General features: G+C 35.2%; 21 protein-coding genes. 13 read left to right on the forward strand and 8 right to left on the reverse strand.

Annotated elements, in window-relative coordinates:
- Positions 1–16 precede the first annotated feature (16 nt).
- The 3 genes from AC27H3_RS04825 to AC27H3_RS04835 are packed head-to-tail and all read left to right on the forward strand — an operon-like array spanning position 17 to position 3,534.
- Entirely contained in the window at positions 17–346 is a 330-nt protein-coding gene (locus AC27H3_RS04825) for a hypothetical protein (protein WP_085303600.1), read from the forward strand.
- Between the two features lie 27 nt (positions 347–373).
- The gene (locus AC27H3_RS04830) at positions 374–658 is read left to right on the forward strand and encodes a YeaC family protein (RefSeq protein ID WP_085303599.1); all 285 of its coding nucleotides are present in this window, start codon (positions 374–376) and stop codon (positions 656–658) included.
- On the forward strand, positions 655–3,534 hold the full coding sequence (locus AC27H3_RS04835) for a DUF349 domain-containing protein (RefSeq protein ID WP_487104186.1): 2,880 nt from the start codon (positions 655–657) through the stop codon (positions 3,532–3,534). Before AC27H3_RS04830 ends, AC27H3_RS04835 begins: the two co-directional genes overlap by 4 nt.
- Positions 3,535–3,647: 113 nt before the next feature.
- Here AC27H3_RS04835 and ansA read toward each other — a convergent pair whose 3' ends face one another.
- Together ansA and sppA are read right to left on the reverse strand one after the other, a co-directional pair.
- Positions 3,648–4,652: an asparaginase gene (ansA, locus tag AC27H3_RS04840; protein ID WP_487104187.1), complete on the reverse strand. Its 1,005-nt coding sequence runs from the start codon at positions 4,650–4,652 to the stop codon at positions 3,648–3,650.
- A 171-nt stretch (positions 4,653–4,823) separates the two neighbouring features.
- The gene (gene sppA, locus AC27H3_RS04845; protein ID WP_487104189.1) at positions 4,824–6,686 is read right to left on the reverse strand and encodes a signal peptide peptidase SppA; all 1,863 of its coding nucleotides are present in this window, start codon (positions 6,684–6,686) and stop codon (positions 4,824–4,826) included.
- Positions 6,687–7,038: 352 nt separating this feature from the next.
- Here sppA and AC27H3_RS04850 point away from each other — a divergent pair, with 352 nt between their 5' ends.
- Entirely contained in the window at positions 7,039–7,587 is a 549-nt protein-coding gene (locus AC27H3_RS04850; RefSeq protein WP_487104191.1) for an NAD(P)H nitroreductase, read from the forward strand.
- 178 nt (positions 7,588–7,765) lie between these two features.
- Here AC27H3_RS04850 and asnS read toward each other — a convergent pair whose 3' ends face one another.
- Positions 7,766–9,166, reverse strand: coding sequence for an asparagine--tRNA ligase (asnS, locus tag AC27H3_RS04855; RefSeq protein WP_085303594.1), 1,401 nt, complete (start codon positions 9,164–9,166; stop codon positions 7,766–7,768).
- 144 nt (positions 9,167–9,310) lie between these two features.
- On the opposite strand from asnS, the gene AC27H3_RS04860 reads away from it, so the two are divergent.
- Positions 9,311–9,688, forward strand: coding sequence for a hypothetical protein (locus AC27H3_RS04860; RefSeq protein WP_487104193.1), 378 nt, complete (start codon positions 9,311–9,313; stop codon positions 9,686–9,688).
- Between the two features lie 84 nt (positions 9,689–9,772).
- Here the strand turns inward: AC27H3_RS04860 and bioA are convergent, their stop codons facing one another.
- Complete coding sequence (bioA, locus tag AC27H3_RS04865) at positions 9,773–11,110, reverse strand: adenosylmethionine--8-amino-7-oxononanoate transaminase (RefSeq protein WP_487104195.1); 1,338 nt, start codon at positions 11,108–11,110, stop codon at positions 9,773–9,775.
- Positions 11,111–11,299: 189 nt separating this feature from the next.
- Here bioA and bioB point away from each other — a divergent pair, with 189 nt between their 5' ends.
- The 4 genes from bioB to bioD are packed head-to-tail and all read left to right on the forward strand — an operon-like array spanning position 11,300 to position 14,960.
- Positions 11,300–12,280 (forward strand): biotin synthase BioB, encoded by a 981-nt coding sequence (gene bioB, locus AC27H3_RS04870; protein WP_233131388.1) that lies wholly within the window; start codon positions 11,300–11,302, stop codon positions 12,278–12,280.
- Between the two features lie 5 nt (positions 12,281–12,285).
- Positions 12,286–13,449 (forward strand): aminotransferase class I/II-fold pyridoxal phosphate-dependent enzyme, encoded by a 1,164-nt coding sequence (locus tag AC27H3_RS04875; RefSeq protein WP_487104197.1) that lies wholly within the window; start codon positions 12,286–12,288, stop codon positions 13,447–13,449.
- A complete protein-coding gene (gene bioC, locus AC27H3_RS04880) occupies positions 13,449–14,234 on the forward strand; it encodes a malonyl-ACP O-methyltransferase BioC (protein ID WP_487104199.1) in 786 nt (261 codons plus the stop codon). Before AC27H3_RS04875 ends, bioC begins: the two co-directional genes overlap by 1 nt.
- A 48-nt stretch (positions 14,235–14,282) precedes the next feature.
- Positions 14,283–14,960, forward strand: coding sequence for a dethiobiotin synthase (gene bioD, locus AC27H3_RS04885; RefSeq protein WP_487104200.1), 678 nt, complete (start codon positions 14,283–14,285; stop codon positions 14,958–14,960).
- Positions 14,961–15,091: 131 nt separating this feature from the next.
- On the opposite strand, the gene pepE is transcribed toward bioD, so the two are convergent.
- From pepE to AC27H3_RS04900, 3 genes are all read right to left on the reverse strand, one after another.
- Complete coding sequence (gene pepE / locus AC27H3_RS04890) at positions 15,092–15,826, reverse strand: dipeptidase PepE (protein WP_487104201.1); 735 nt, start codon at positions 15,824–15,826, stop codon at positions 15,092–15,094.
- A gap of 132 nt (positions 15,827–15,958) precedes the next feature.
- Positions 15,959–16,363 carry a type II toxin-antitoxin system HicB family antitoxin gene (locus AC27H3_RS04895; protein ID WP_085303583.1) on the reverse strand — a complete coding sequence of 135 codons (405 nt, stop codon included), beginning with the start codon at positions 16,361–16,363 and terminating at the stop codon, positions 15,959–15,961.
- An 802-nt stretch (positions 16,364–17,165) separates the two neighbouring features.
- On the reverse strand, positions 17,166–17,936 hold the full coding sequence (locus AC27H3_RS04900) for a ferredoxin--NADP reductase (RefSeq protein WP_487104203.1): 771 nt from the start codon (positions 17,934–17,936) through the stop codon (positions 17,166–17,168).
- 101 nt (positions 17,937–18,037) lie between these two features.
- On the opposite strand from AC27H3_RS04900, the gene AC27H3_RS04905 reads away from it, so the two are divergent.
- Positions 18,038–18,643 carry a glutathione S-transferase family protein gene (locus tag AC27H3_RS04905; protein ID WP_487104205.1) on the forward strand — a complete coding sequence of 202 codons (606 nt, stop codon included), beginning with the start codon at positions 18,038–18,040 and terminating at the stop codon, positions 18,641–18,643.
- Between the two features lie 97 nt (positions 18,644–18,740).
- On the opposite strand, the gene AC27H3_RS04910 is transcribed toward AC27H3_RS04905, so the two are convergent.
- Positions 18,741–19,640 (reverse strand): hypothetical protein, encoded by a 900-nt coding sequence (locus tag AC27H3_RS04910; protein ID WP_487104207.1) that lies wholly within the window; start codon positions 19,638–19,640, stop codon positions 18,741–18,743.
- 226 nt (positions 19,641–19,866) lie between these two features.
- Between AC27H3_RS04910 and AC27H3_RS04915 the strand changes: the two genes are divergently transcribed.
- The 3 genes from AC27H3_RS04915 (at position 19,867) to AC27H3_RS04925 (ending at position 23,123) form a co-directional block, all read left to right on the forward strand.
- Entirely contained in the window at positions 19,867–21,045 is a 1,179-nt protein-coding gene (locus tag AC27H3_RS04915; protein ID WP_487104209.1) for a tetratricopeptide repeat protein, read from the forward strand.
- Positions 21,046–21,207: 162 nt separating this feature from the next.
- A complete protein-coding gene (locus AC27H3_RS04920; RefSeq protein WP_487104211.1) occupies positions 21,208–21,765 on the forward strand; it encodes a phosphoribosyltransferase in 558 nt (185 codons plus the stop codon).
- Between the two features lie 167 nt (positions 21,766–21,932).
- On the forward strand, positions 21,933–23,123 hold the full coding sequence (locus tag AC27H3_RS04925) for an alkaline phosphatase family protein (RefSeq protein ID WP_487104212.1): 1,191 nt from the start codon (positions 21,933–21,935) through the stop codon (positions 23,121–23,123).
- Positions 23,124–23,170 lie beyond the last annotated feature (47 nt).

A 23,170-nucleotide genomic window follows, 5' to 3' on the forward strand; every position in this document is an offset into this window, starting at 1 on the left:
AAACAGAGGTATGAAAATGGCCGTAATAAATTGTCCAAGTTGTAAGAAAAAAATATCAGATAAAGCAAAAAGTTGTGAGCATTGCCAAATTGATTTAACAACCTTAGATGCTGAAAAAATAGCGAATATAAAACGTGTAAGTGCCGTAGAAAAATCGCAACAATTGATGACGCATTCTTTTATCGCCATGTTACTATTTTGTGGTGGTTTTCTTTTTCTATATTGGCAAGATGCCCAACCAGGCACTTGGCAGTATGTAGCAGCAATTACCAGCACTATTTTAGGTTTTATTCTTTACATTATTACCCGAGTCAGACTTATTTTAGCCAAACGCAGCAAAGCTTAATTAACCTAATTTTATAAAGAGATATTGATGGATATCATGCAGTTAGTTGACACTATGTCAGAAGATATGTATTTACGTTTAAAATGCGCAGCTGAAACTGGCAAATGGCCAGAAGGTACAGTTGTGGCGAAAGAACAGCAATTAAGTGCTTTACAAATTACCATGGCCTATCAAGCTAAACATTTAAATTCAGATCAAACGCTTTCTATTAGCTCAGAAGGTGAAATGATCATTAAAACAAAACGTGAACTTCGTTCAGATTTCCCTTCAGCGTTAGACAGCAATGACATTGCTAGGTTTTCAGATATATGATTTTTTCTAAGTTTTTAAAAAAGAAATGGCAACATAAAAATAGTAGCGTACGTGTAGAAGCAATTAATTCAAACTTATCAATAAATGAACCAGAACAGTTAGCGGTTATTCAAGATCTTGCGGCTAATGATGAAAGTGAAAATGTACGTCGTGCTGCGCTTATAAAGCTTAATAACTATCAATCTTGGTTATTGCATAGCCAAGAAAATACCTTATTAAAAGTTCAGCAATATGCAGCAAAAAAAGTTGCTAGCATTTTAATGAATGAAGACGAAATCAAAATTTCTGAAGCAGAGAAGGTAGCCTTTATTCAAAAGTCGAACAATTTTAGTTTTTTTGAATCTTGGTTAAAAACGGCAGATGAAACTGCTTTGATCATTACATTATTTGAAAAAATAGCCAGTAAATCACAGCACAATGACCAAACAAGTAAGTTAGCTATAAAGCCACAACTACTGCTTAACTTATTTAGTCAAAAGCAAAGTGACGAAGTACAAGGCTATATTCTTAATAAAGTTGATGATTTAGATACCTTAGAAAAATTAAAGAAAAAATCTCAACTTAGCGTAATAACACAGCAGTTAAATGAAAAAATAGCGAAATTACAATTTAGTATTGATCAACCGATTATATTGCGTAAAAAATTAGATTTAGTTTTAGCTAAACTACAAGCATTAAAAGATCAATACGACTACCAAGTATATCTAGAAAAACGCACTAGCTTAAATGGTGAATGGCAAACATTAATAACAGAGTTTGCCAACGTTGGATCTTTGCAAGATAGCGTTCTGGTTTCCAAACATAAAACCATTACTGTGCAACTTGATAAACTTTTTGCCGCAAAAGCTGAGCAACATGTCCAAGCTGAAATTGCTAGAGAGTTACTTAATAGGCAAGAAAAGTCACGCGTTCATTTTGATAAAACATTAACGATTATTGATCAAACGCTAACGACCAGTATTTTTGAGAATGATCATATTGAAGAGCAGCAATATCAAACGCTTTTCGATAAATTAACCAGTGAAATTATCGCTTCACCGTTAACGAAAGAAGAGCAAAATAGTTTTATTGCTAAAATTTGTCAACAACAACAAAAGCTACAAAAATTACCTGAAATTGCCCAATCTGTAAGTGACGCTACACATTTAATATCAAAAATTTCACAGTTATCTATGCCTACCTCGGTATTAGAAATGAATGAACGTTTACCGGTATATCAAGATTGGTTAAGCAATTGGCAAGATGTTGAGAAAAACGCGGCAGGCATTTTGCCTGACTCAATTAAGAATGCCGCCAGTGAAATACAACATAAATGGCGTCAAGCTGTTAAACCTTTGCAACAAATTCAAAAGCAAGAGTTTGGTGTAGCGCAGAAAAAGCTGCACGATGTTAAAAGGCTAATTGCTTCAGGTAAATACAATGCCGCGTTTGGTGTTTTCAAAAAAGCAACGCAATTGTTTAATGCTTTATCTGAACAACAAAAAAACCGCATTCAAAAAGACTATGATGCGATTAATGAAAAAATTACCGAGTTGGCTGATTGGGAACATTATATTGCAACTCCGCGCAAGCAACAGTTGTTAACTGATATAAAAATCATTGTTGAAACACCCCTTGATAATCCTAACGAGCAAGCTGAAAAGGTTAAGCAATACCGTAAAACTTGGAATAGTTTAGGTCATGCTGACGATGAAACTGAACAACAATTAAATACCGAGTTTAATCAACTCTGTGAAGCAGCTTTTGCGCCATGTCGTTTATTTTTTGCAGAACAAGAAAAATTACGTGCGCAACATTTGCAAACACGTCAATCTTACCTCGAACAAGCTACTTTGCTTGCTAACACTTTACCTGTTGAATCTGTTGATCAAAGTTCGGAACAAGGTTCGGATCAAATTTCAACGGTAGACTTTAAGTCTTTAGAACTTGAACTAAATCAACTAATTAAACAATGGCAAAGTGCCGGGCAAGTTGATCGCTCCATTTATCAGGAAATAAATCAGCAGTTTAATAACACGTTGCAGCCAGTTAAATCAGCCATTAAAGCTTTTCATGAACAAAACAAGCAACTGAAACAGCAACTCATTAGTTCGGCTAAACAATTGCTAGATCAAGACGATGTTTTTTCCGCGGTTAATCAAGTTAAAGCGTTGCAAAACAAATGGCGTAGTATTGGTTATGCCGGCCATAAAGTTGAAAATAAACTTTGGCAAAATTTTAGAAAAATTAATGATGATATTTTTGCTAAACGCGATCAACAATCAGCGCTTGAAAAATCGGTAAGTACAGCTAAAGCGACTGAGTTAGAGTTAACTTTACAAACCTTACTAACGCAATATTCACAAGTTGATCAATTACCTGACTTACAAGATTTTAAACAAGCATTAGAAACATTGCAGCTTGAAGTAATGCAACAAAAACCTAAGTTGCTTAAGTTAGAAAAACAAATTATTGCTAAAGATAAATCTTTATCTAAGAAAATAGCTGACTGTAAACAAGCGAATGAGAAACAGCAATGGTTACATTTATTTGCAACACTTGAACAAGGCGTTACCAATAAAACTGAGTTCACCGAGCAAGTTGAATTCCAGCACTTAAGTACATTTTGGCAAAAGAAATTAAAAGACTTAGCCAATAAAGATATTGTGGCAGATCGTAAAACGGCAACCTTAGAGCTAGAAATTTTATCTGGTATTCCTTCTCCTAGTGAATTACAACAAAGTAGAATGGAAGTGCAGGTAAATTTAATGCAGACTCAAATGTTGTCGGGAACGCCAATTGATTTAGAGGACAAATTTTCACACTGGTTAATGTTAGGGAAATTTGATCAGAACGATCTTGTCTTATTGGATAGAGTTAAAGCCATCTTTCAATAATATATTACTTAAAATTTAAACCGACGTTTAATTATCAGCTGTCCATAAACTGACAGCTGATAACTTCAAACGGATAACTTGAAACTGACAGCGCTTAGAAAAGTATTTATACGTTAACTTAATTCACCACGTAAATTCACTTCAAGTAATTGGCAAATTTTATCATGGCTATAGTCTTTACTTAATAAGTAATGAAGTTTGGTTAACGTAGCCTCTAAAGTCATATCATTGCCACTAATTACACCAATTTTACTCAGCGCATTGCCCGTTGCGTAGCCTTTCATATTTACTTTGCCTTTAATACACTGACTACAATTAACAATAACAATACCATTATCGTTAGCTTGTTTTAAACAATCTAACATAGCTTGGTTTTGTGGTGCGTTGCCAACACCGTAACTTCGAATAATTAAAGCTTTAACGGGTTGTTTAATAATGTTTTTAATTACATCAACAGATATGCCAGGATATAGATGGACCACACCAATAGGTTGCGGAGTAATTTGAGCTAATTTTAACGGCTGTGAAACAGGCTGAGTTATTTTGCCTTCAATTAATTTAATGTTAATACCAGCTTCAAGTAAAGGCGGTAAATTAGGTGAATCAAAAGCATTAAAACCATCAGCATAAGCTTTGATACTTCGGTTACCTCTGAAGAGTTTATTATTAAAAAATAATCCAACTTCGTTTATAGGAAAATTTGCAGCTATAAATAAGGAGTTGAGTAAGTTTTCTTTACCATCAGAGCGCAATTGACTAAATGGTATTTGTGAACCGGTCACAATGACTGGCTTACTTAAATTTTCTAACATGAATGAAAGTGCAGAGCTAGTATAAGCCATGGTGTCTGTACCATGAAGCACAACAAAACCATCGTAATCATCGTAATGTTTTTTTATGTCATTGGCAATATGTTGCCAATCAGCAGGTGACATATTAGAAGAGTCAATTAATGGATGATATTCATTAATTGTAAATTCAGGCATTTCTTTTCGATGAAAATCAGGTGTTTTCATTATCGCGTCAGTTAAATGCTGCTTCTGTGGTATGTAACCATCTTTGCTCGGTTTCATACCAATTGTACCGCCGGTATAAGCGATGTATATACGTTTTTTCATGGCGTAAGTCTTAAGATAAAAATGGCCCTATTAAGAAGAGCCTAAGTAGAATAATTATTGCTAAGAATTGTATCACACAGTTTTAATTGGCTTGATAGATTAAGTATTATTTAGGTTAAAAAAAGCCCCGATACTTCGAGGCTTAGTGTTCAATATAGGCCTAGGGTTAACTTATTCAATGTCACACGCCAAGCAAAAGGAGTAAATTCCTTGAGGATCATTTAATTGAGCGAGTTGTTTTAACTCAAGTGATAACTGGCTGATAATTTTTGTAATACTGTTCTGGCTATGGTGCTTAGTTTCTGTCTCACCTAAGTAAGTTAACGCTTGGCCAAATAAACTCTGCAAAAATAATGCTCTTGAACTTTTTTCTTTTTCAATAAGTATTGTATTGTAATCTTGTAAGCCGGCAAGTTCTGCAGCAGCTTCAATAGCGTTATCAATATTCCCCAAAGCATCTACTAAACCAAGTTCCATCGCTTTTTTACCCGACCATACTCGACCTTGTGCTATGGCATCAACTTCAGCAGCACTCATATTTCGATTACGCGCAACCAATTCAATAAAGTCACGGTAACCGCGCTCTATGTTTAATTGCACTATGCTTGCCATACCTGGGGTCAGTTCTTGGGTTAGACCAAAACCGGCAATGTCTGTAGTGCCAACACCATCAGTATAAATGCCTAATTTACTTAAGGTATTTTCAAAGGTCATAAAAAAACCAAATATTCCGATTGAACCCGTTATTGTAGTAGGGGAAGCGTATATTTTGTCAGCTGGTGCAGAAATCCAATATCCGCCCGAAGCAGCATAAGTACCCATAGATGCTACAACAGGTTTGCCGGCCGCTTTTAGTAATTCAACTTCTTGTCGAATAACCTCTGACGCATAAGCACTACCACCCGGACTATCAACTCTTAAAACAACAGCTTTTACTTCTTCATTCATTCTTGCTTTGCGAAGTAGTGCAGCAGTTGAAGCGCCACCTATGGTGCCAGGTTTTTGTTCGCCATCTAAAATAGTACCTTTTGCAACAACAACTGCAACTTTATCTCCGTTAAAAATAGGTGCGGTAAATGGGGGGTTGATAACACGTAAGTAATCGTTAAAAGCTACTTTTTTATAGCTTTGTTCACCATCACTACCTATCATACTAATTAACTCATTGTTAATTTGTTCTCTTGTTTTTAATGCGTCAACCCAGTTGTTCGCTAATGCGTATTCAGCAATATTGCCATTTGCCGCTTTTAATTTTGCTACTAGCACATCTACATCTTCGTCAAAATTGCTAACATCAAAGTTTCGTTGTTGGGCGACATCAAATTTATATTGCTGCCATAAATCAGTTAACCACAATTGATTGGTTTCTTTTGCAGCATCAGACATATCATCTCTAATATAAGGTTCAACGGCTGATTTATAAGTACCAACGCGAAATACATGTTGGCTTATCGAAAGCTTGTCTAATGCAGATTTAAAATAAAGTTGGTAACGGCCATAGCCGTCTAATAGCATCCAACCTTTAGGGTTTAACCAAACTTCATCCGCAAAACTGGCGAGATAATATTGGTTTTGACTGTATTGTTCGCCAACAGCAATAACTTTTTTACCGCTACTTTTAAATTGACTAACCGCTTGGGCAATATCACTTAATTTAGTAATACCTGAGCCACTCATATTTTTTAGATCTAACACCATCATACTAATGTTGTTATCGGTTTCAGCGTGCTTTATTACCGATATTATATCGGCTAATAGTACCTCTGGCGCGGTATCAGGTTGTTCGAGTGCCTCACTGACAAAAGCATCTATTGGATCTATTTCATGTTTTTGCTCTACCACATCGCCAGTAATGTTTAATACTAATGCCGAACCTGGTTTCACCACTATGGTTTCTTCACCACTGGTTAAAGTGAGTATTAAAATTAACAACACGGTAAAAAACACTAAATTAATAATAATTTTTCTTGAGGTATTAAGTAGGCTAAAAAAACCGAAGGTGATTCGAGCTACCATACTTTTATTTTCTTTCATAAAGCTTGTCTGCAAAACGTTTTGTATTATATATGCTACATGCTACTGAATATTATTGTAATTAAGTAGTCGCAAATGTAACTAATTTTGTCCAAATGTTATTTAGAAAGAATTTCTCTATTTTTGTACTGATATCATTATGAATAATTGTATTATTAATGGTAAAGTTGAAGCTAAATTAAATATAAATTTTAGCTATATTATTTAATGACAAATATGATTTAACCTATATTATTACAGGCAGTTAGAAACTTATTTATGCCGTTGATATGGAGGAAGTCAGTGCTTTTTTGTTTGATTTACCAGTTAATTTTGGCTCCAAGGATACCAAACTAAAGGAATTTAAGAATTTATGAATGTATTAGAGTTTTTACATACTCGCCAATCTAATCCTCATTTACACGGTAATACACCAGAACAAGAGGTTATTGATAATATTCTCAAGGCGGGAATGCGCGTTCCAGACCATGCAGGGTTAACACCTTGGCTATTTACCGTTATTAAAGATGATGGCTTAACTAAGTTAAGTAAGGCATTTAAGTCTGCTGTTATCACTGGTGGTGCTGATGAAGCCAAAATAGAAAAAGCGGCTAAAATGCCATTTAGAGCACCATTAATTATTGTCGTAAGTACAAAATTTCATCAACATGTTAAGGTTCCTAAACAAGAACAATTAATAGCAGCAGGCTGTGCAGTACATGCCATGCAAATGGCCGCTACATGTTTAGACCTTGGTTCGGTTTGGCGCACAGGTGAAATGAGTTATCATCCGTTAGTTAAAGAGCGTTTAAATATTGAACTTCATGAAGAAATTGTTGGTTTTTTATATATTGGTGAAGCAGCTAAAGACTTACCATTAAAAACCAGCAAAGATTTTCAAGAATACGTTAGTTATTTCTAACGTAGTAGATCAGCATTAAATAAATTTCAATCGAGATAATGTTCCACTTAAAAGTGCTTAAAAAGGAGCATTGAGCAAGTGCTGGTTATCCAGAGTTCAGTTTATTTAGCTTAATAAAAAACCCTCTATAAAGAGGGTTTTTTAATGTCGAAATAACATTAATTGGTATTAATCGAGATTAGAATGCCGCATTATTTGGTGTTCTAGGGAAAGGGATCACGTCACGTACATTTTGCATACCTGTTGCATAAGCAACTAAACGTTCAAAACCTAAACCAAAACCTGAATGTGGAACAGTACCGTAACGGCGTAAATCACGATACCAACTGTAATCTGCTGGATCTAAATTCATTTCTGCTAAACGTTTATCAAGCACATCTAATCGTTCTTCACGTTGACTACCACCAATAATTTCACCAATACCCGGAGCTAAAATATCCATAGCAGCAACGGTTTTACCATCGTCATTTAAACGCATGTAAAAAGATTTAATATCTTTCGGGTAGTTTTGTAAAACAACGGGGCCATTAAAGTGTTCTTCAGCTAAGTAACGCTCGTGTTCTGAGTTTAAATCAACCCCCCAAGCAACTTTGTTTTCAAACTTTTTACCACAGTTTTCTAAAATAGTAATAGCGTCTGTGTAATCTAAACGTACAAAGTCGTTATTAATAACAGAGTTCAATCTGTCTACAACTGTTTTATCAACGCGTTGTTGGAAGAAAGCCATATCGTCAGCACGTTCTTCAAGTACAGCTTGGAAAACATATTTCAGCATTTCTTCAGCTAAGTCAGCGGCATCTGATAATTCAGCGAAAGCGATCTCAGGCTCGATCATCCAAAACTCAGCTAAATGTCGTGTAGTGTTAGAGTTTTCAGCACGGAATGTCGGTCCAAAAGTATAAACTTTAGAAAGGGCACAACAATAGGTTTCAACGTTAAGTTGGCCAGAAACAGTTAAGAACGTTTCTTTGCCAAAAAAGTCTTGATTATAATCGACTTTTCCTTGGTCGTTTAACGGTAAGTTTTCCATATCTAGTGTACTAACGCGGAACATTTCGCCAGCACCTTCACAGTCACTACCGGTAATTAATGGTGTGCTGATCCAGAAGTAACCTTTGCTATGTAAAAAGCGGTGTACCGCTTGCGCTAAGGTATTACGAACACGTGTAACTGCACCGCCTATATTAGTGCGAGGGCGTAAATGTGCTTGTTCGCGTAAAAACTCAATACTGTGACGTTTTGCTGCCATAGGGTAAGTATCAGGATCTTCTACTAAACCTAATACTTCAACTTGCTCTGCTTGTAATTCAAACGACTGACCTTGACCTGGAGATTCTACCAAGATACCGGTAATTTTAACCGCAGCGCCCGTGGTAAGTTTTAAGATATCAGTCTGATAATTATCCAAGTTATTCGGAGCAATTGCTTGAATAGCGTCGAAACATGAACCGTCATGAACTGCTAAGAATGAGATACCTGCTTTCGAATCGCGACGTGTGCGGATCCAACCATGGATAGTAATTGATTCATTAACAGGATATTTTCCTGCCAAGATATCAGTAATTGCAATGACTGACATTTAAACCTCTTTTTTGTCAAAAATGTTCTCTAATTTTAAGGATTGATATGTTACCTTGCTTGTAAGGTTTAACAAGTAAAAATTGCTAAATCTTGTCTTTATAAAAAGAAAAATGACAATTAGAGATAAAAGGCGGTATGAAGTATGAAAAATACGAGAGAAGAGCGAAGGAATACTGCTGATTTTTGGACTTATTTATTGAGATTTTTAGCCATCGTGGGTTGGGGCTTATTTATTTTCGCTTTAATAGTTTCTTACTACGCAGCACCAGATTCGGATTACGGAATATTACGTTACCATGATATTGAAATTCGAAAATTTTGGTTAACCCCTTTAACTGGCTACTTATATGTTGTGTTATGGCTAAGTGCACTAAGTAGTTATTTTTGTTTGATTTTAGATAAGTATCGTAGTCGCCGAAAAAGTGATAGTAAGCACTTTAATATATTGTTATTACTAATTATAACTATCGCCTGGGTAAGCTTTATTTTAGTTCAAATTGCTGAGTCTAAAATAATTTAAAGATTAAATAGGTAAGTGGCAGTTAATCATTTAATTATTTTCTTAAATGTATTAACTGCTTAGTCTATTCATTATCAGGGGATATTAGTTTCGAATAAAACACTTATCTTCATCTAGCACGATAGAGATTGCCTTTATCAGAGTAGTTAAATCTGCTTCATTGCTGATAAAAGGCGGCATAATATATATAAGCTTGCCAAATGGGCGAATCCAAACCCCTAGCTCAACAAAACGCTTTTGTATTTCTGCCATATCAACATTTTCTGCTGCCTCAACGACGCCGATACCACCTAAAATTCGAATATCTGCAACTCGGTTATGACTTTTTAAGGGTAACAACTGCTGTTTAAATATACTTTCAATATCAGCAATTTGTTGCTGCCATTTATTACGTTTTAATATAGTTAAACTGGCGTTAGCCACAGCGCATGCAAGTGGGTTGCCCATAAATGTAGGTCCGTGCATAAAGCAGCCAGCTTCACCTTTACTTATTGTGTTAGCTATTTCATCTGTACATAAGGTGGCAGCGAGTGTCATGTAACCGCCTGTTAGTGTTTTGCCTAAACAAATAATATCTGGGCTAATATCCGCCCACTCGCAAGCAAATAGTTTTCCGGTGCGGCCTAAGCCGGTCGCAATTTCATCAGCGATAAATAGAACATTATATTGGTCGCAAAGCGCACGGCAGGCTTTTAAGTAATTAGGGTGGTATATACGCATACCACCAGCACCTTGAACGATAGGTTCAATAATAAAGGCTGCTATTTCATGGTGATGATTGGCAAACATTTCAGCGAGTGGCTCAATATCTTTAATATCCCATTGCTCATCAAATGCTACTGAAGGAGCGGGTGCAAATAAGTTTTTCATCAACACTGGTTCAAATAGTTGATGCATGCCATTTACCGGGTCGCATACCGACATAGCGGCAAAAGTGTCGCCATGGTAACCATTTTTAACGGTGAGTATTTTATGCTTTTCAGGCTTATTTTTACTGTGCCAATATTGTAACGACATTTTTAAAGCGACTTCAACAGCAACAGAGCCGCTATCACTGAGAAACACTTTATTCAAACCAGGTGGTGTTATTTCAATTAAGCTTTTTGATAGCGTAATAGCAGGTTCATGTGTTAAGCCACCAAACATAACATGAGAAAACTTTTCAGTTTGATTAATTAATGCTTGATTCAATTCTGGATGATTATAACCATGCAATACTGACCACCAAGAAGACATACCATCAATAACTTTTTCGCCACTGGCTAAATTTATATGAACACCATTCGCTGATTCAACTAAATAAGAGGGTAATGGTTTCGACATAGAAGTGTAGGGATGCCAAACGTGGTTTTTATCAAATTCGAGTAATTCTGTTTGTTTATTGTTCATATGTAAGGTTTGATTAAGTAAATTAGTTGACATATTGCAGTTGACGCATAGACTACCCGTTAATAATGCTAGATGCAATTTCAAAACGAGTGAATAATTATGACACAGCAAACATCAGCGGTAAGTCAATCTTCTATCAATACAGCCGCTAATAATAGCAACCAAGGTAACAGTGAAGTACGCCATAATTGGCAAGCAGCAGAGGTAAATGCGCTGTTTGAAATGCCATTTAATGATTTGATGTTTAAAGCCCAAGTTATACACCGAGAAAACTTTAACCCTAATGAAGTACAAGTTAGTACTTTATTGTCGATTAAAACTGGGGCATGTCCAGAAGATTGTAAATATTGTTCGCAAAGCTCTCGCTACAAAACAGACATAGATAAAGAACGGTTAATGGAAGTGCAAAAAGTACTTGAAGCTGCACAAATAGCTAAAGACCAAGGTTCAACACGTTTTTGTATGGGTGCAGGGTGGCGTAATCCAAAGGCAAGAGATATGCCGGCTGTTGTTGAAATGGTTAAAGGTGTTAAAGCATTAGGGCTTGAAACTTGTATGACACTTGGCATGCTCTCAGCAGAACAAGCTGATGAATTACAAGATGCAGGCTTAGATTATTACAACCATAACTTAGACACATCGCCTGAGCATTATAATCAAATTATTACAACTCGCACATACCAAGATCGTTTAGACACATTAAGCAATGTACGCAGCTCAGGCATGAAAGTTTGTAGTGGCGGTATTGTAGGCTTAGGTGAAGAAAGTAAAGATCGCGCTTCTTTATTAGCACAACTGGCTAACCTTTCTCCACAGCCTGAAAGTGTTCCTATTAATATGTTAGTTAAAATTGAAGGTACGCCACTTTCTGATGTTGCAGATTTAGACCATTTTGAATTTATTCGTTGTATTGCCGTAGCACGTATTATGATGCCAAAAAGTCATGTTCGCTTGTCAGCAGGGCGTGATGCTATGAATGAACAAATGCAAGCAATGTGCTTTTTAGCCGGTGCTAACTCTATATTTTACGGTTGTAAATTGTTAACTACTGGTAACCCAGAAGCGAACAAAGATATGATGTTGTTTGATCGCTTAGGCATTAACACTGAAACTATCGCAAGTTCAGAGATTGACGAAGCTAAGCTTAAAACCGCTGTTGTTGATCAACAAAACAGTGATTTATTCTATAACGCTGTCAATTAACCTGTATGGCGTTTGAGTTTTTATCCGCCAATTTAGCCCAGCAAAAACAGCGTGCACGTTATCGTGTACGCCAAAATGTAGCTGAGCAAAGCGGGCGGTATGTCACTATTGATGATAAACGTTATTTAAACTTCTCATCTAATGACTATCTAGGTTTAAATCATCATGCAGAAATTAACCAAGCACTCACCGAAGGCGCTGAGCGTTTTGGTGCCTGTGCTAGTGGCTCTAGTTTAATTACCGGATATTCTTATGCGCACCAAGCATTAGAAAATGATATTTGTGATTGGCTCAACCAACCTAAATGTTTACTCTTTGCAAGTGGCTTTTCAGCAAATAACGCCTTAATGCATGCGCTAGGGCATGAAAGCTGCCAGCTTTATTTAGATAAACTCAGCCATGCATCTTTAATTGATGGTGCTTTAACAAGCGATGCTAAAGTAAAACGGTTTTTACACAACGATACCACGCAACTCCAGCGATTTTTAACTCAACAACAAACATTAGCAACAGAACACGACACTAATATAAATAGCGTAATTGTTTCTGAAGGTGTGTTTAGCATGGATGGAGACCAAGCTGATGTTGTTAATCTTGCCAAAATTGCACAGCAACATCAGGCGCTACTTTATTTAGATGACGCACATAGTATTGGTGTTATTGGTGACAAAGGGCAAGGCAGTAGTAGTATCGCAGATATTGATATTGTAATGGGTACTTTTGGTAAAAGTATTGCAACGAGTGGTGCATTTGTCGCCTGTGATGAATTGTTGGCTGACTACCTGGTTAATTTCTCACGCCACTATATTTATTCAACCGCTATTTCACCAGCGTTAGCGTGGGCAACTAAAAAAAGTATTGCCATTATTCAACATGAGCATTGGCGAAGAGAAAAAATTGCAGAACTAAGTCAATTACTGGCGTCAAAACTCAGTGACAAAATACAATTAATAACAAATTCTTCATCAATTCATGCCATAGTTATTGGTGATGAAATTACTACGCTTGAGGTTTGTAAAAAGCTTAGAGAAAAGGGGATTTGGCTGACTGCTATACGCCCACCAACGGTACCAAATAAAAGCTCAAGGTTACGCGTAACCGTAACTTCAAGCCACGAAACTAAAGATATCAATTACTTAGCTAATTGTATCAATGAGGTTATAATATAATGTCTGAAAAGACGAATCGTTTTAAGATAGCAAAATCTTTTGGTTCTGCTAGTAGTTCTTACGACACTTCTGCACGTTTACAACGTTATTGTGGCAAACATTTAATGCCATGGTTACCTAATTGTAACGATTTAACTGCATTAGATTTAGGTGCGGGTACAGGTTTTTTTACCGAGCTTTTAGCCAGTCGTTATCAGCAAGTTATTGGCTTAGATATTTCGAAAAAAATGTTAAATTTTGCTAAAGACAATCGGGATAATACTATTTACTGGTTAGAAGCCGATGCATATAAAATACCGTTACAAGATAAAAGTATAGATTTAGTGTATTCGAACTTGATGATCCAATGGTGTGAACCACTCGATTTAGTGATAGATGAAGTTATGCGTGTATTAAAGCCTGGTGGTTTATTTGTTTTTAGTACCTTAATTGATGGTACTTTATTTGAATTGAAATCTGCCTGGGCCCAAGTAGATCAAGATCAGCACGTAATTGACTTTAAACCTGAGTGCGAAATTAGACCATTATTAAGTGGGCCTGATCGTAAGTTACTCGATGCTAAGCAACAAGATGTCGTTCTAGAATATGAAAATGTTTTACATCTTGCCCATGAATTAAAAAGCTTAGGCGCTAACCATGTACCTAAAAAACAGGCTAAAGGTCTTGCGGGTAAAGATAAATGGCAAAAAATGACAAAAAGTTATCAAGACTTTATAGAGCCTTCTGGGATATACCCTGCAACTTATAAAGCGTTTTCTGGTGTTGTTGTAAAGTTAAGTGATTAACGCACTTAACCCTACTTTTATAAATTTTAAGCTATAGAGCTAGTCACGATGTTAAAAATATTCATTTCTGCAACGGATACAGATGCTGGTAAAACTTATGCCGCACAAGCTATTGTGCAAGCGTTGGTAACAGCGGGTAAAAAAGTTGCGGTTTACAAACCTATATCAGCCGGTTGTGAGTTAATTAATAACGTTCTGGTTAATGAAGATGCTATGTTGTTACTTAAGCAATCGAATTGCGACCAAACAATTTCGCAAGTTAATCCAATAGCGTTTGAACAACCAATAGCCCCTCATATAGCTGCTGAAACATTACAGAAGTCGATCAGTATTCATGACATTGAAGATGGCTACAATGAAATAATTGATTTAAATGCCGAGGTAATTGTTTGTGAAGGTGCCGGTGGTTGGCGCTTGCCACTTGGGCAGGGAAAGTTTTTATCTGAGTTCGTACAAGCTAGTGCTCAAGGTGTGATATTGGTAGTTAATATGAAACTGGGTTGTTTAAACCATGCTGTTTTGTCTTATCAAGCTATAATAGCTGATGGTTTACTTTGCTTGGGTTGGATTGCTAATTGTCCAGAAAATATGCCATATTTATCAGAAAACATTAATGAATTAACGCAATTATTACCTGTTCCTAAACTAGCAGAATTACCTTTTGATAACGATATTAGTACTGCAGCCAAACGAATAGATATTTCATTATTTACTGCACTTAATTAATCACCATTTTTTAAGCAACGTGCTATTACTTGCTATATAGCAATGTTCTGTATAAACCCGATATAACTTTCATAGTTTAAAATTATTCATAACGTATGAAAGTTATATCAGTTTAAAATAATTTATAGGATTTATAATAAGTGATTTAAATTATCTTCGGTGGTTATTACAGATTTATTGCCTGATTTAAACACAAATCCATTCGCTTGTGATAATGGGCCAGATAAACCCGAAGTTAATCTCATGGTATTTTGCTTAATATCTAATGCACTGCCTTCAACAATCGCTACAATGGGAGTTGAAGGGTTTAATACCATAAACTCTGCTAAACGTTGTTCACGTGTTTCACCATTGTGTCCTGCAGGGTTATGCTCGGTATAGTGTGGGTTTAGCTGAAAATCTACAAGTTGTAGGGCATTAAAGCTTTTTGGCTCAATAATCGGCATATCATTGGTTGTACGAATAGTTAGCCCCGCAATATTTGACCCAGCACTCCAACCTATATAAGGCATGCCCGTTGACACTTTATGTTGAATAGATTCAATTAACCCGTTTTTGTACAACTGATGTAACAAATGAAAAGTATTACCACCACCAACAGCAACAGCTTGCGCATTATTAACTGCAAGAACAGGGTCATCATATTCATGAATACCTGTTACATTAATCCCTAACTCATTTAATGCCGTTTGCACTTTAGAAGTGTATTCATCATAACTTAATGAAACTCCAGCGTAAGGAATAAATAACAGTTCGGTTACTCCATTAAGCTTAGTTTTAATCATTTCTAACGCGTGATTTAAATATTCTGTTGAACCAACTCGAGAGCTGCTCAGTAGCAAAAGGTTTGAATTTTTTATCGACAATGTCTTTACCTTCAAAATTATAAATTGAATTTGTTATGCCTATAATACCAAAGCAAATGTCTGACTTAATACCTTTACCTTAGATTATTGTTATTTTTTCGATCCGTTATTCGCTATCGTATCAAAAGCTTTTTAATTCGTTAGCTCTGTTAAGCAGGCCATCGCTATAAAGCCCGACCGGGTTTTATACTCAGATGATTTAGCCACCCGATCATCAATTTGCTTTATTAATAACTCAGGTAAGGTGACATTAATTTTATGACTTTTCCCCATATACGGAACGATATCAAAATCTAATATTCCCCAAATTGGAGAAGGGTCAGAACACACAGACATGTGCGCTTCAATTGTCTTTGCATGTGGTACTTGTTCACCATATTCAACGAGTATTTTTAAGTGCGAAACCATCGCCTCATTTAACAACAAAAAACCTTCATCCATTGTTGATGCTTTAACTTGGCAACCAGGTAAATCTACAACAGAAAATAAGTAATTATTCTCTTGGTTATTTCGTGAAACCAAAACCGGATATTTCATCAATCAACTCCTTAATTATTCCCTTCTATACCTTAACCCTAGCAACCCTGTGTCGCAACAACTAAATAACCCTTAGGGTTATCTATATTTGATGGTAGATAACCCCAGTAACTCTTTGTCTTGATGTGGCAATAACTCCAACAACCCTGCCTTTGTTTTGAAGTGACTATTTACTTACATTTAAAGTATTTAAAAATAGATATGTTTTATTATTGAATAATTTTTGTTTGGGCAATATTTCTATAAAATCAGCTTATAGATTCATACCAATAAAATAGGGTTATCAGGTGCATTTAATGACTAAATTTTTTATATTTCTAGTGAGATATGCTGAGGAATTAATGCAGTAATACATACATCAAATTTTACTTTTAAGCGATTTAACCACTTTATAATGGCTATGTTTGGTTATTCAAATACCCGAAAAAAAGCTGATAAGCATGCAAAATAGATAAACTTTATTTAAGTAATTCAGTTCAGTATTTCAACTCAGTTTGTAGCTAAATAAACATCATTATTTAAGACAGGTATTGATTGAAATCGGCTAAAAATTAAGTCTTGTTTTTTATAAATACCCAAGCCTTTTGAAGATGCAGAATTCAGTAAAAAGTTTGGGTATAACATAGCAAATTAGTAGGAGAAATTTTGAGGTGAACTGGGCAATAAGCAAACTGTAAACTACGCTGTTTTGATGTTTATTTTAAAACGAAATCTATTCCGTTTTGCTTTTAAACCGTTATCTTTTTAGCCTGTTGCAACATTTGTAAATGGCCACTGCAAACGCTAACTATTAATTATAAGCCTACCAATAATTTTCAAAACTAAATTGTCCAGGTGAGCGCCTTAAATGTTTTTCAAATCCTAATTCAATTAAAACATCTCTCGTGTCATGTACCATTGCCGGGTTGCCACATAAGTAAAAAAAGCTGTTTTGCTTTTGCGGAGAAATATTTACTGCTTGCATTAAACTATTATTTTTTAATAGTTCAGGAATTCGTCCTGACAGCATGTCAGGGTGTTGTTCTCTGGAAACAATAGGTAAATAATTTAATTTTCCAGCATAACGTTGTTGAAGTTTTTTAATTAACGTTTGATAGACTAACTCTGCTTTAGTTCTTACCGCGTGTACTAATACGATTTTTTCAAATCTAGTTTGTGTTTCATTTTCATCTAACAAAGACAAAAATGGCCCAATGGCAGTACCCGTTGAAAGTAGCCATAGATCATTTACTTTGGCTGGGATCTCATCTAGTGTCATAAATCCACTGGGCTTATCTCCTACGTACACCTCATCTCCTATTGTTAACTTTGCGAGTTTTGGGCTTAAACTGCCATTTGGCACGTTAATAATTAAAAACTCCATAATACTTGGCCCAGCTTTATGATTAGGGGAGTTTACAAATGAATATGCTCGCCTTAACCATTCACCCTTGTCATCTAATAAGGCTAATTTTGTAAATTGTCCAGCCACGTAAGTGTTAATATTGGCATTTACCGTGATAGAAAACTCATTGTGTGTCCATTGCTTAACTTTGACTACTTCGCCCTTAACAAATCCTTTAGGAATAATCATGATCGTGGTCCTATGTATATATTAAAATAAACAGTTATATGATTAAATATAGAACTCGGTCATTATTTTTCCTAACCATTTATTGAATAAAGGAGATTGCTTTGAAGCTTTACGGCGATAGTCAGTCTGGGAACTGTTATAAGGTACAATTAACTTGTGCTTTACTTAATATTGAATACCAATACCAGCCTATAAACATTCTCAAAGGCGATAATAAAACGCCTAGTTTTTTAAACAAAAGTGCAAGTGGTAAAATACCGTTGCTTGAACTTAACGATGGTCGGTGTTTAGTGGAATCAAACGCTATTATCAATTATTTGGCAAATAACAGCCATTTATTACCATCAGATCCATTTTCTTTAGCTAAAGTGCAACAATGGCAATTCTTCGAACAATATAGCCACGAACCCTATATCGCCGTTGCACGCTTTATAGAAAAGTATCTAGGTTTGCCTAATAACAAGCGTGACGAGTATTTAGCAAAACAAGCAGGTGGCTATAAAGCCTTAGATTTAATGAACCAAGAACTTGAACGTAGTGAATATTTAGTTGGTGATAAGTTAACTACAGCCGATATTTCATTATTTGCATATACACATGTTGCCAATGAAGGGGGCTTTAATCTGTCAAACTTTGCCGCTATTAATGCTTGGATTTCACGAGTTAAAGGGCAAAAGGGGTTTATTTCGATGGGGCAAGATAACTAGTACATTCTAACAAACAATATTATTACGCACTTTTTCAGTTAAAGTGCGTAAATGCTCAATTATTTATCTATGGCATAGTATTAAGCTAATCTAATCACTATTTAAGCTTGTGCTTTTCAACTTCATTGAGCTTAATTTCATAGACATTTCTACCGATACCATGAAACTCTTCATCAGTAAAAATAATCGTATCTTCATCTAGAAAAGTAATTGCTTCTTTTTGAGTGACAATACCTAAATCAATTCGGTATTTATCACCTGAAAAGAAATCATCACCTTGCCAATTTTCAAATAACCAAATGCGTTGTGAGTCTAACAATGCTAACCTTTTCTTATTAGGGCTTAGTGCAGCTGATGTTATCCAACACAGCTTTATTGCTAAAGTACAGGTTTTAAACTTACTAATTTTTTGCGCGTCATAATTAGCAGCATGGTCACCAATTTTATATAAATTAGTTATACCATTAAAAGGCACCATGCGATTTTTTGTGAAAAGGTATAAGTGCCTTTTGTAAAAAACAAATGCTTCAACATCAAACTCCATTTCATTGGGCTTCGGTGGGAAATTTACGTGCTCTGGATATTTAAACTTAATAATTTCTGCTTGGGTAGTATCGCCTTTTATATCAATAGGATTTTCTATTTTATATATGGTTAGCCATTTTCGCAGATTATCGTTATTGCCAAAGTCACCTAGAAAGAAATGACCGAAATCATCTTGGGTCATATCTTCCCAATCAATATTTTTAGCGTTTGTTACGGTGATCGTTTTCTCTACACTGCCTTTAGCATTAAGTAGGTATAAATTGGGATCGTCACCGCCATCATTAATGGCCCAAAGGTTTTTGTGCGCATCGAACTCTATACCTGATATTTCCTTAAGCTGCGGATCTATAGTGGCATATTTGTTTTTATAAAGTTTATAACTATTAGTCGCTACAATTATGACAACTGCAATAGCACTTCCGGTGAAAAATCCGGCGAGTGTTTTTTTCATATTTTTAAGGCCATAAAATTTAACGATTTATTTTATTATAAGAATAACAGGGAATGATAATTATTTCTGTCTCATTTTGTAATTAATTCAGTTAGTTATTGGTTATTAGCATTATATTCATTAATCAAAGGGGATTTAAGGCATCTCTTGTTTGTAAATTGAGCTATTTTTGAAGATTTTGTCTATGCTTATATAAGGTCCGGTAGTAACTTTATTAGGAGCTCAAATGAAAATAGCACTTAAAATATCATTTCTGGCTATGTTCAGTCTTTATTTATCTGCATGCCAATCTACTTACAAAATTCAAAGTAAATACATCGCTAATAAACATGCACCAGTAACAGTCGATAAAAAATTCAAAGGTTATAAACGCATCGCCATTGAAACTGAACTGGAGATTTTTGCTTTAAATGATGAAATGAAACTAATGGCTAAAAACATCAGTTTACTGCGTGATCCTCAAACAAAAGCAACAAAACTAATCAATCAATTTTTTGGCACAGAAAATATAAATTTAGCCTATAAGTCGGGTGCTAATGTCATTGCTTCACAAGCCTTTAGAAATAAAGAAGCTAATTGTTTATCGTTAACGATAATGGCTTACGCTATCGCTAAAGAGGCTAAGTTAGATGTGGTATTCCAAAGTATTGAAGTGCCGGAGTATTGGGTACGAAATGGCGAAGCGAATATGTTAACAGGGCATATAAACTTATCTGTATTACAAAATAAATCACCCAATACCTTATTGTTTTTTGATAGACAAAGCATCGAAATTGACTTTGATCCTTATGTGAAGAAAAAGGTCTTTCCTAAAAAAGCCATTAATAAAAATACCGTTATAGCTATGTTTTACAATAACAAAGGAGCAAATGCACTTGTAAACAATAATTATGTAGCTGCTTATGCTTATTTGAAAAAAGCGACAGAGGTTGATCCTAGTTTTTCATCTGCTTGGGGGAACTTAGGCATTCTTTATCGTAAGAAAGGATTAGATAAAATTGCACTATCTACGTATCGACATGCAATATACCTAAATCAAGCCAACTTAACCGCTATGGAGAACTTAAGTAAACTTCTGCATAGCCAAGGTGCAACCGCGGAAGCTAAATTGATTGACAGCCACATTATGCAGAAACGTGCAAATAACCCTTATTATTACGCATTACTTGGAGATGAAAACTTTCATAAGGGCTATTATTTACAAGCAATAAATCACTATAAAAAAGCGATAAAGTTGAACAATAGTGTGCATGAGTTTTATTTTGGCTTAGCTAAAGTACATTATATGTTGGATGACAATAGTAAGGCTCAACAGTATATAAAAAAAGCTATAGCTAAAAATAGAGTGCCACAGCTAGATAAACAATACCTAGTAAAGCTCGATATTTTAAAACAAGCCTATTAGTGATGTTAGTCTATACAGATTTATAGAATGCTTAAAAATTTCTAATTAGCGCATAATAAATAGTCGATAAGATATAAAATTAATAACAAGGGTACTCAGCTTAATGAAAAACACGTTATAATGTTTTTACGATACATTAATTAGAAAAAGGCTAGCCCATCAATGGAAAAGCGATTTATAACGGCTCAAGAGTTACTTGAAGATTCATTTCGTGTTGCCGCGAAAGTATTTGAAGACGGTTTTAGACCACAGTTTATTGTTGGTATTTGGCGCGGTGGCGCACCCATTGGTATTGCAGTTCAAGAATACTTTGATTTTAAAAAAGTTGAAACTGATCATATAGCTGTTCGTACATCTTCTTATTATGGTATTAATCAGCAAAGTAAAGAAATCAAAGTACATGGTTTGCATTACATTATTGAAAACGCAAATGCCGATGACGGTTTACTAATTGTTGATGACGTTTTTGACTCAGGTCGTAGTATTGAAGCGTTAATTACACAAATGAAACAGTTAACGCGTAATAATATGCCTAAAGATGTCAGAATTGCTTGTCCTTGGTATAAACCAACCAACTCAAAAGTCGATTTGGTTCCTGATTATTTTATTCATGAGTCAAAAGATTGGTTAGTATTCCCACATGAATTATCAGGTTTAACACCAGACGAAATTTCTAATGGTAAAAAAGATCTCGTTAATATATTGGATCTATTCGAGTAAGCTTCACTATTTACTAGAAAACTATAATAAATAACTAATGTGACATATTACGCGTTAGTTATTTATCTTCATATTATTATCAGGGAACCAAATACTCCTCGCTTGTAAAAAATGAGTTTATAAATTAAATTAGTTGCCATAAAACTCATTTAATTTCGGCCTTATAAATGTATTTAAAAGCGAGTATTTTTCTGTGCTGTTTAAGCTCTTCAGTTGCCTTGGCTAAAGCCCCTTTAGTCCTATTATCTATAGACGGTTTTGCTCAACGCTATATCACGCAATATAAACCAAAAACATTAATGAAACTTATGGAGCAGGGCACTAGCGCTAAAGCGTTATTACCGGTTTATCCAAGTAAAACCTTTCCTAATCATTTGAGTATTATTACTGGAGTTTACCCAATAAATCATGGCATTGTTCATAATGCATTTTATCATCGCGAAATCGAGCAAGTATATAAACTAGGTGTTGGTAAAAACGACCAACGTTGGTTAACCGCTGAACCTTTATGGTATATCAATGAAATGCAGGGCAATAAATCAGCAGTTTACTTTTGGCCAGAATCAGAAACCCCCATCAATAATCAAACGCCGAGTTATTATTTTCCTTACAAACACTCTACGCCTAATAAGCAACGACTTGATAAGATAATTAGCTGGTTACGTTTACCTGCAGCTGAACGTCCAAATTTTATTGCTGGTTATTTTGCAAGCATTGATGATGCAGGACATAAATATGGAGAAAATTCACCGCAACTGATAACGGCAATTCATGAACTTGATAATTTACTTGCTAACTTTGTCGCTCAAATTAATCAAGAATTTAATGGCCAAGTGAATATAGTTATCGTCTCTGATCATGGTATGACTAAAATTGAAAAGCATCATGTTATTGATTGGGAAGAAAATATTGTCGGTAATGTGAAAGCGATAAACGGTTCAACACAACTATATTTGTACAGCGATAATGAAGCAGCATTAAAACAAAGTGTTAACTTGTTTAAAAGTAAGCAGTCAGATGCTAGTTATCGCTTGTATCTATATGAAAATTATCCTTCGCACTGGCACTTTAACCGAAAAAATTCTGTTATACCTAATGCAATTGTAGAAGCTAGCCCTAGTTACATATTTAGTAGTAAAAAACACTACGATACAGCTGAAACTCATGGTTATGATCCAAAGTTAAATCGAGATCTTGATGCTGTTTTTATTGCCACAGGCCCAGCTTTTTCAACAGATAAGCAAGTAGAGCCATTTGAAAATATTCATGTTTTGCCAATAATTACTCGTGCTCTAGGTTTAAATGATGTTGAAAATATCGATGGAAACTACAATATTGCTTCAAAAATTGTTAACTAATACCTAGCGCGGAAAACTTTATGTTTAAATTTAAGAAATGTAAATAA

The sequence above is a fragment of the Colwellia sp. NW0002-52-1 genome (assembly GCF_057550865.1).

Excerpts from the sequence above, each read along its gene's own strand:
- AC27H3_RS04895 (WP_085303583.1), bottom strand. The coding sequence starts at position 16,363 with ATGAAATATCCGGTTTTGGTTTCACGAAATAACCAAGAGAATAATTAC.
- AC27H3_RS04875 (WP_487104197.1), top strand. The coding sequence starts at position 12,286 with ATGGCGTTTGAGTTTTTATCCGCCAATTTAGCCCAGCAAAAACAGCGT.
- AC27H3_RS04830 (WP_085303599.1), top strand. The coding sequence starts at position 374 with ATGGATATCATGCAGTTAGTTGACACTATGTCAGAAGATATGTATTTA.
- bioA (WP_487104195.1), bottom strand. The coding sequence starts at position 11,110 with ATGTCAACTAATTTACTTAATCAAACCTTACATATGAACAATAAACAA.
- AC27H3_RS04900 (WP_487104203.1), bottom strand. The coding sequence starts at position 17,936 with ATGATTATTCCTAAAGGATTTGTTAAGGGCGAAGTAGTCAAAGTTAAG.
- bioD (WP_487104200.1), top strand. The coding sequence starts at position 14,283 with ATGTTAAAAATATTCATTTCTGCAACGGATACAGATGCTGGTAAAACT.
- asnS (WP_085303594.1), bottom strand. The coding sequence starts at position 9,166 with ATGTCAGTCATTGCAATTACTGATATCTTGGCAGGAAAATATCCTGTT.
- AC27H3_RS04915 (WP_487104209.1), top strand. The coding sequence starts at position 19,867 with ATGAAAATAGCACTTAAAATATCATTTCTGGCTATGTTCAGTCTTTAT.
- ansA (WP_487104187.1), bottom strand. The coding sequence starts at position 4,652 with ATGAAAAAACGTATATACATCGCTTATACCGGCGGTACAATTGGTATG.
- AC27H3_RS04835 (WP_487104186.1), top strand. The coding sequence starts at position 655 with ATGATTTTTTCTAAGTTTTTAAAAAAGAAATGGCAACATAAAAATAGT.
- AC27H3_RS04910 (WP_487104207.1), bottom strand. The coding sequence starts at position 19,640 with ATGAAAAAAACACTCGCCGGATTTTTCACCGGAAGTGCTATTGCAGTT.
- bioB (WP_233131388.1), top strand. The coding sequence starts at position 11,300 with ATGCCATTTAATGATTTGATGTTTAAAGCCCAAGTTATACACCGAGAA.
- AC27H3_RS04825 (WP_085303600.1), top strand. The coding sequence starts at position 17 with ATGGCCGTAATAAATTGTCCAAGTTGTAAGAAAAAAATATCAGATAAA.
- AC27H3_RS04850 (WP_487104191.1), top strand. The coding sequence starts at position 7,039 with ATGAATGTATTAGAGTTTTTACATACTCGCCAATCTAATCCTCATTTA.
- bioC (WP_487104199.1), top strand. The coding sequence starts at position 13,449 with ATGTCTGAAAAGACGAATCGTTTTAAGATAGCAAAATCTTTTGGTTCT.
- sppA (WP_487104189.1), bottom strand. The coding sequence starts at position 6,686 with ATGAAAGAAAATAAAAGTATGGTAGCTCGAATCACCTTCGGTTTTTTT.
- AC27H3_RS04860 (WP_487104193.1), top strand. The coding sequence starts at position 9,311 with ATGAAAAATACGAGAGAAGAGCGAAGGAATACTGCTGATTTTTGGACT.
- AC27H3_RS04920 (WP_487104211.1), top strand. The coding sequence starts at position 21,208 with ATGGAAAAGCGATTTATAACGGCTCAAGAGTTACTTGAAGATTCATTT.
- AC27H3_RS04925 (WP_487104212.1), top strand. The coding sequence starts at position 21,933 with ATGTATTTAAAAGCGAGTATTTTTCTGTGCTGTTTAAGCTCTTCAGTT.